This window comes from uncultured Maricaulis sp., from assembly GCF_905480005.1.
Classification (GTDB): domain Bacteria; phylum Pseudomonadota; class Alphaproteobacteria; order Caulobacterales; family Maricaulaceae; genus Maricaulis.
In genome coordinates, this window is the sequence record NZ_CAJQOO010000156.1 from 1 (window position 1) to 8,060 (window position 8,060).

Annotated in this window: 6 protein-coding genes; all 6 read right to left on the minus strand. The window is 62.8% G+C overall.

Translation table 11 applies throughout. The annotated features are described in order from the left end of the window. Positions 1 to 141: 141 nt before the first annotated feature. The gene (locus QZ266_RS13355; protein WP_295695967.1) at positions 142 to 654 is read right to left on the minus strand and encodes a curlin-associated protein; all 513 of its coding nucleotides are present in this window, start codon (positions 652 to 654) and stop codon (positions 142 to 144) included. A gap of 215 nt (positions 655 to 869) precedes the next feature. After that, positions 870 to 1,538, minus strand: coding sequence for a hypothetical protein (locus QZ266_RS13360; protein WP_295695969.1), 669 nt, complete (start codon positions 1,536 to 1,538; stop codon positions 870 to 872). A 108-nt stretch (positions 1,539 to 1,646) separates the two neighbouring features. After that, the gene (locus QZ266_RS13365) at positions 1,647 to 2,543 is read right to left on the minus strand and encodes a hypothetical protein (protein WP_295695972.1); all 897 of its coding nucleotides are present in this window, start codon (positions 2,541 to 2,543) and stop codon (positions 1,647 to 1,649) included. 152 nt (positions 2,544 to 2,695) lie between these two features. After that, positions 2,696 to 3,463, minus strand: a complete 768-nt coding sequence (locus tag QZ266_RS13370) for a cell wall hydrolase (RefSeq protein ID WP_295695974.1) — start codon at positions 3,461 to 3,463, stop codon at positions 2,696 to 2,698. Positions 3,464 to 3,687: 224 nt separating this feature from the next. Continuing rightward, positions 3,688 to 6,360, minus strand: a complete 2,673-nt coding sequence (gene ppdK, locus QZ266_RS13375; RefSeq protein WP_295695976.1) for a pyruvate, phosphate dikinase — start codon at positions 6,358 to 6,360, stop codon at positions 3,688 to 3,690. Positions 6,361 to 6,370: 10 nt separating this feature from the next. Continuing rightward, positions 6,371 to 8,060: glycine--tRNA ligase subunit beta (glyS, locus tag QZ266_RS13380; RefSeq protein ID WP_295695978.1), on the minus strand; the 1,690-nt coding region annotated here is incomplete at its 5' end.

Here is an 8,060-nt window from a genome sequence, read left to right on the forward strand (position 1 = left end):
TCAACTTCAACGGCGAACCAGATGCTGGCCATAGCCGCCAGCGAACTCAAGGAAATCAGTTTAATACCCATGTCAGCCTCCTTGGCTGGGGCGGCCCGGTCGGCGCAGCGGCGTCATGCCGCTGCGCCCGGCGGGGTCGTCCTAGTGGTCGCCCTGGATGACCAGGGTCACATTGCCAGAACCGGTCTGGCGGACATTGGCCGTCTGGCCGTTGCCAACCTGGATCACGCCAGCCGCGTTGTTGCTGCCGTACTGGTCGGTCACAGCCGTGTTGTTGCGGCCCATTTGCGAAACGCCGACGATATTGCGGTTGCCGGTCTGAACGCTGCGGGCATAGTTATTGCGGCCCTGCTGACCAACGACTGCGTCGTTTCGGCGGCCGTACTGGTCGACATGCGCCTCGTTATAGCGGCCGCGCTGACCAACCGTGGTACCGTTGCGGGCGCCGTCCTGGATAACCGTGACGTACTGGCGTTCACCGCGCTGGTTGATCACCATGCTCTGGCGGTGGCCCTGCTGGCGACCGGCGATATCATTCCGATAGCCTTCCTGGGCGATCGAAACGCGGTTGCGCGATTGTGCTTCAGCCGCACCGACCGTGCCGAGGATGGAAACTGCCGCGAGGGCGCTGGCGATGAGAAAGCGGGTTTTCATTTTGACTACTCCGTTTTGCTGGCCGACGCCCGATGCATCGAAGCCTGTCACTCGTTCTAGAGAGGCCATGATGAGCGAATGCTGAGAGCTCCATTCATAGTCAGAACAGGTAGATGAACAGACCCGAGAAACTTGTTCATGTTGTTGATACAGATAAGAACAAGGCCCGCACCTGAGGTCAGGGCGGGCCAGTTTGGGGTCGGAGAGAATCAGGGTCAGTCGTAACGGCACTGGGCCGGCCGCGCGGCACGAAGCCGGGCGCATTGGGCAGGCGTCAGCCGTTGCTGGCTGGTCGCGGCGGACGGGCGTGCCGCATTCGTGGCGGCAATGCGGGCCCGGGCCTGCTCGGCACGCGTCGGCCCGGTCACCGGGATGGACGTGGTGCGTGCGCGCGGCGCAGGCCGGACGCCGTTCAACAAGCCCATCGGCATGATGTCGACCTGCTGGGTGGAACAGGTCAGCCGTCCGGCCTGGTCATAGACAGCCAGGGAGCCGCGCAACATGGCGTCCTGACCCAGCTCGGCATCGCGAAGCTCGTCCATCCCGCGATAGCCACCCGGCACGACATAGCCGAGCGTGAAGTGGCTGCGAGCCAGGGCGGTGTCACGCGAGCCATTGCTGGCGAAACGGCCGTCGAGGCGCAGGTTGAGATCGCTGGTCGGGATCGCCTGGTAGAGACGAAAGACATAGGACCCGCTCAGGCGCACATCTGCCTTCGGGACAGCGACGCCGCTCGAATTCGACAGATAGACCTGAATGCCGCAATCGCGGCTCGGATGCAGGTCAATGCCATTGCGGGCCTGCGCTTGCGCGGCCGACGGGACAGCGGCGAACAGGGTCGCCCCCAGGGCGATGGCGCTGGTGAAGGCTTTGAGACGAGACATGTGCAGCTCCCTTGCGGATGAATCTCCGTGCTTGAGCTGACACTAGCGATGTCGATATGAGGCTTGGCTGAGCGCCCGGTTCAGACGGCGTTCATGTGAGGATACGCGTCAGCGCGCCATGGCTGCGCGGGGTGCCGAGCCAGTTGTCTCGGCAGCCTGAGGCAGGAGCACCGCAGCTTCAACAGTATTGCCAACGCCGAGATAATTGACCTGACCAAAGCCCATCGACTTGGCCAGTTTGATACCCTTGCCGCGATAGCCCGCGCGTGACGGGTCCGCCATTTCGGCGGTCTCGGCGTCAATGCCTTCCCCGTCATCCTGGATGATGAAGGAGAGGATGCGCCCGCCGCGCTGGAAGCGCAGCTTCACACGGCGGTCCTCATACAGGCTTTCGGTCATGCGCTTGGACAGTTTGCGCTCCCAATTGCCTTCCGCCAGACCCTTGGCCTTGTCGCTGGGATCGAAGCCCAGATTGCCGTGTTCGATCGCATTGGCGAGCAGGACGTAAAGGCCCACTGCCGTCGCACAGGGGCGCGGCGTGGCGCGGCCCAGCAGGATGGCGACATCGCTGGCCTGTTCACGGGTCTGGATCGAGAATTCGCCCGCCTCGAGCGACTGGGTCGCGCCGAGTCCGATCTCGGAATCGGCCGGAATGGCAAGTTCCTGGGCGCGGTAGGCCCGCAGCCCGTCGATCGCATTGGCGAGGGTGCCGGCATCCGCATCATGATCGAGGAAGATATCGGCGCCGCTGCGCCGGGCATTGCCGGTGACCAGCAGCGAGCGCTGTTTCGGCGCGGCATTCTTGCCGGCGTCGGCGATTCGCGCGGCATGGGCATCATCCGCGACCACAAGCGCAACCGGCCCCTCCTCGTCCATGGTCGGACCCAGATAGACGGTCATGCCCAAGCCCTTGGCCAGCGCTCGCGACAACACGCGCGTGCGATTGCTGTCGCTCATGCAGAGCCAAAGCCTGTCAGGGATCTTGCCGGTTTGGGCGATTGCCATGCGGTCTCCAGGGAACTGAAGCAGGACTGGGTCGGAACACGCACACTAGAAACAACACATTAACAATGAATTTGACGCCGCCAAGCGCGATTCATCGCATCATGTTTGCGACAGGACAGAACAGGACAAGACCGGAGGAATTCTGGGCCCGACTAGGCGTCGCGTTCGCGCACAATACCCGCGACGCGTTCGCGACGGGTCGGAAAACGGTAGAAGATATGCGTGCCGATCCGGCGCGTGCGCACGAGGCCATCATTCCAATACGGGTCAACAGCGACTGTATGGTAATGCGTCGCGCGGCGGGTCACGTCCCGGCCAAAGCCCATGAAGGCGTGCTGGGAGACAAGCTGCGACCGGCGCCAGGAGCGACCACGTGGCTCGCGGACCATGGACCCGTCACAGGTGAAGGTGAACTGGCAACCGGTCCGGCGTTCAGAGCCCTGATAGACCACGCCACAGATCGAGTTCGGATAATTGCGATTGTCGACCCGGTTCAGGATCACCTGGGCCACGGCCAGCTGACCGACAAAGGTCTCGCTGCGGGCCTCGTAATAGATCGCTTCGGCCAGGCAATCGACTTCAGCCGAAATGCCGGCAGCGATCTCGAGGTGTGTATTGTCGAAAGTGCGCAGGTCATCCAGCGAGCGGGCGGTCAGCACGATACCGGCATCGGTGTCGGCTTCCAGCTTCAGCGAGGCAAAGCGCAATTCTTCCGGCGGCTGCCAGGCGGCATCAACATCGCCGGCCTGGAGATAGCGCGACGCCATCGCTTGCCAGACGAGTGTCTCGTCCTGCTCGCGGGCGCGATCGGAGGCCCCGTTGAGGAGCAGGACCGTCATCGCGCACAGCACCAGGGTCGCCAGCATATGCAATGCTGTCGCTACCTGCTTTTGCTGGCTGCGTGCCGCGTCGAGGTCCATTCGGTCTCCATATGTCCGTTCAGGCGTCAAATCCGACCTTTCACGAATCGTGCCGTCTTGCGACGAGATTACCATGAAGCGCCGTGTCTGAATCCTTCGTGAAATCAGCGCGCCTCTCTATTTGAGCCAACCATAGCGGTCAAGCAGGGTGCTTGGTTACAAATAAGAAAATACCCGCCTCTTCCAAGAGAGGCGGGATTTTCAGTTGCGATTACAGAAAGCTACTACTGACGGCGCAAGCGGGCCTGGGCAGCCGCCAAACGCGCAATTGGCACGCGGTATGGCGAACAGGACACATAATCCAGGCCGATTTCCTCGCAGAAATCGATGGAAGACGGGTCGCCGCCATGCTCGCCGCAAATGCCGAGCTTGAGGCCTTCACGGCTGGCTCGACCGCGTTCTGCCGCGATCCGGACCAGATCACCGACCCCGTCACGGTCCAGCGTCACAAAGGGATCCTTCTCGAGGATTCCCGCTTCAAGATAGTCGCCGAGGAATTTTCCGGCATCATCCCGCGACAGACCGAAAGTGGTCTGGGTCAGGTCATTCGTGCCGAAGGAGAAGAATTCCGCATCCTCGGCAATCTGACCGGCCATCAGCGCTGCGCGGGGCAATTCGATCATCGTGCCGATGAGATATTTCGGCTCGCCACCCGTCTCCTCGGCAACGGCCTTGGCAACCCCGGCAACCCGCGCCTTGAGAATCGCCAGCTCGGCTGGTGCAGCGACCAGCGGGATCATGACTTCCGCCAAGGGCTGGAAGCCGGTCTCCTTCTCGACCAGGACCTGGGCCTCGAAAATTGCCCGTGCCTGCATCTCGTAGATTTCCGGATAGGTGATGCCCAGCCGGCAACCGCGATGACCCAGCATCGGATTGCTCTCGGCCAGGTCACGCGCCCGCGCCATCAGCTGGTCAGCAGGCAGGCCGGTCGCCTTGGCAACATCGGCCACGTCTTCCTCGGTATGGGGCAGGAATTCGTGCAGCGGCGGATCCAGGAGGCGGATCGTGCAGGGACGCTCGCCCATGATGCGGAAGATCTGTGCGAAGTCATCGCGCTGCATGGGCAGGATCTTGTCCAGCGCCGTGACCCGGCCGTCCTGGTCATTCGACAGGATCATCTCGCGCACGGCGGCGATCCGGTCGGATTCGAAGAACATGTGCTCGGTCCGGCACAGGCCGATGCCCTCGGCGCCGAACTCGACCGCGGTCTCGCAATCATTGGGCGTTTCCGCATTGGTCCGCACTTTCATGCGGCGGGCCTTGTCGGCCCAGACCATGAGCTTGCCGAAATCACCGGTCAGCTCCGGCTTGATCATCTTGGCCTCGCCCATCAGGACCTGGCCCGAGGCGCCGTCGATGGTGACCATGTCGCCATCCTTGACGATGCGGCGACCGACCACGAACTGCTTGTTGGCATAGTCGATCTTGATCGCCCCGGCACCGGAGACACAAGGCCGGCCCATGCCGCGTGCCACCACGGCGGCATGCGAGGTCATGCCACCGCGGGCGGTGATGATGCCTTCGGCGGCGTGCATGCCGTGAATGTCTTCCGGCGAGGTCTCGATGCGCACGAGAATGACTTTCTCGCCCGCCTTGGAGCGTTCCTCGGCCTCGTCACTGTCGAACACGACCTTGCCCGAGGCAGCGCCTGGCGATGCCGGCAGGCCCGAGGTGAGGATGTCGCGCTCGGCGTCGGGATCGAGGGTCGGGTGCAGGAGCTGGTCAAGCTGGGCCGGATCGACCCGCATCACCGCTTCATCGGTCGAGATCAGGCCTTCGGATGCCATGTCGACGGCAATCTTCAGCGCCGCCTTGGCGGTGCGCTTGCCATTGCGGGTCTGCAGCATCCACAGCCGGCCGCGTTCGACCGTGAACTCGATGTCCTGCATGTCGGTATAATGGCGTTCCAGCTTGTCGAAGACAGCGGCCAGTTCGGCATAGCTTTCCGGCATCGCCATTTCCATCGACGGGTTGTCATCGCCCATCTTCTCGCGCATCGCCTCGGTCAGGCATTGCGGCGTGCGGATGCCGGCGACTACGTCCTCGCCCTGGGCGTTGACCAGGTATTCGCCGTAATAGCCGGTATCACCGGTCGAGGGGTCACGGGTGAAGGCCACACCGGTGGCCGAAGTCTCACCCATATTGCCGAACACCATGGCCTGGACATTGACCGCCGTGCCCCAGCTCGCCGGAATGTCGTGCAGGCGGCGATAGGTCTTGGCGCGATCGGTCATCCAGGAGCCGAAAACGGCGCCAATGGCACCCCAGAGCTGCTCGCGCGGATCGGCCGGGAAATCACGGCCCAGCTCGCGGGCAGCAGCGGCCTTGTACTCACCCACAATGCTGACCCAGTCATCCGCGCTCAACTCGGTGTCGAGGGAGTAGTCATTATCGTCCTTGAAGCCGTCGAGAATGTCCTCGAAGACGGCGTGATCCACGCCCAGGACAACGTCGGAATACATCTGGATGAAGCGGCGATAACTGTCATAGGCGAAGCGGCGATCGCCCGAGAGCTTGGCCAGCCCCTCGGCAGTTTCGTCATTCAGACCCAGATTGAGCACCGTATCCATCATGCCCGGCATCGAGGCGCGGGCGCCCGACCGGACCGAAACCAGAAGCGGATTGGCCGGATCGCCAAACGCCTTGCCGACCGCCTGTTCCAGCTTGGCGAGCGACGCCTCGACCTGGCCACCCAGCGTATCCGGATAGGCCTGGTCATTGTCATAGAAAGCCGTGCAGACCTGCGTGGTCAGGGTGAAACCCGGCGGGACCGGCAGGCCCAGCTTGGCCATCTCGGCGAGGTTGGCGCCCTTGCCGCCCAGCAGCTCGCGCATGCCGGCTTCACCTTCACTGTCGCCGCCGCCAAAGGCGTAAACCCACTTGGTATCTGCAGTCATGAAAGGGCCCCTAGCCTGAAATCTTGTCGAAATCGGCGACGGCGCGAATGGCCGTGCGAATGGCGGACAATAAGAGAAGACGGTTGCAGCGCAACGCGTCGTCGTCCGTGTTAACGGTCACTTGCTCGAAAAAAGCATCAATTGGTGCACGGAGTTGCGACAATGCCCGCATTGCGGCAGCAAAGTCCTCATCTGCGAGCGCTTTTTCCGCCGCCGGTCCCGCCGTGTTCAGCGCCGCGATGAGATCGCGCTCGGCTGATTCTGGCGCTCCGGCGAGATAGGCGGCATCCGGCTCACCCGTCAGATCATCATCGGACTTGGCGAGAATATTGGAGGCGCGCTTGTTGCCCGCCAGCAGCGCCGCGCCATCCTCGGTATCGAGGAAGGCCTGCAACGCCCGCGCCTTCGCCGTCACCCGAACGAGATCGTCATCGCCCAGCGCGAAGACCGCGTCGATGACATCGTGGCGGATGCCCTCGTCGCGCAGATGGACTTTGAGGCGGTCTGCGAAAAAGGCGAGCAGGTCGGCGGCATACACTTCACTGGAGACGGGCTCGCCCTTCGGCTCGAAGGTCATGTCGAAGATGTAGTGAATACAGTCGTCGAGGAGCTTCTTGAGCGGCAGGCGGGTTTTCGACTCAAGCAGAATGCGGATCACGCCGAGCGCGGCGCGACGCAGCGCAAACGGATCCTTCGAGCCTGTCGGTTTCTCGTTGATCGCCCAGAAAGCAGACAGAAGCTCAATCTTGTCAGCGAGCGCCACGGCAATCGCGACATCGGCGACAGGGAGGTTGTCGCTCGGCCCCTGTGGTTTGTAGTGGTCCCAAACCGCTGCAGACACAGCAGGGTCCTCGCCCTGATCCGTCGCGTAGTAACCACCCATCGTCCCTTGTAGTTCCGGAAACTCGTAGACCATTTCGGAGACGAGATCGGCCTTGGCCAACAAAGCGGCGCGACTGACCTGATCGCGATCAGCACCTGTGTGGTCTGCGATCCACGCCCCAAAATTCTCGATCCGCTCCACACGCTCAGCCACCGTGCCCAGCTTCTCGTGGAAGGTCACTTTCGACAGCTGTGCGGCCATGTCCGAGAGCGGCGTCTTGCGGTCATTGTCCCAGAAATGGCGGGCGTCCGAGAGACGGGCCGAGAGGACGCGGGCATTGCCGGCGGCGATCGCGGCACCGCCATCGGGCGCAACCTGATTGGCAATGGTGACGAATTTCGAGACCAGCTCACCGGTCTTCGGATCACGCACCGCGAAATATTTCTGGTGCGTCTTCATGGTCAGGGTGATGACTTCCGGCGGCAGGTCGAGGAAATCCGGATCCATCTCGCCCAGCACCGGCACCGGCCATTCCACCAGGCCCGCGACCTCGGTCAGCAGGCCGGCATCTTCGACCAGTTCAAACCCGGCATCGGCGCAGACCTTGCGGGCACCATTCAGGATCAGCGACTCGCGCGCGGCGCGGTCCAGCAGGACATGCCCCTCGCCTTCCAGGGCCGACGCATAGTCAAGAAAGTTCGACACCGTGAAGGGCCCGCGGCCCATGCGGCGATGACCTTCGGTGGTATTCGAGGCCGCAATGCCGAAAACATCAAAATCGACGACATTGCCGTCAAACACGCACAGGAGACGCTGCAGCGGACGGACCCAGCGCTGGGTCTTCTCGCCCTCGCCGAACTTCATCGATTTGGGCCAG